Here is a 394-nt window from a genome sequence, read left to right as displayed (position 1 = left end):
GAGAGTATGCCAGAGCAAATATGAATGCCATAAAAATTACGACTTGAGCGGATAATCGCTGCAATCGAAGTCGATTTATGGTTAGAATTCGCCATCTGAAATTAAAATTGAACGTTTGCTATGAAAATTGGATTATTTTACGGCTCAACCACCTGCTACACAGAAATGGCAGCAGAGAAAATTCGCGGCATTATTGGTGAAGACCTAGTTGATATCCATAACGTGAAAGAAACCCCTCTTTCATTGATGGCGGACTACGATCTTTTACTGCTCGGTATCTCAACTTGGGACTTCGGTGAAATCCAAGAAGATTGGAATGAACTGTGGGAAGACATTGCAACCACGCCAATGAAAGGCAAGGTTGTAGCGCTGTTTGGTTTAGGTGACCAAGAAG

Annotated in this window: 1 protein-coding gene; it reads left to right on the top strand. The window is 41.9% G+C overall.

Annotated elements, in window-relative coordinates:
- Positions 1–120: 120 nt before the first annotated feature.
- On the top strand, positions 121–394 hold a 274-nt coding region (locus AB4496_RS23805; protein ID WP_372132229.1), incomplete at its 3' end, for a flavodoxin domain-containing protein.

The organism is Vibrio sp. 10N.222.46.A1, from assembly GCF_041473595.1.
Classification (GTDB): Bacteria; Pseudomonadota; Gammaproteobacteria; order Enterobacterales; family Vibrionaceae; genus Vibrio; species Vibrio tasmaniensis_A.
The sequence above is the reverse complement of the archived record's forward strand: the minus strand, read 5'-3'. Positions and strand labels throughout refer to the sequence as shown.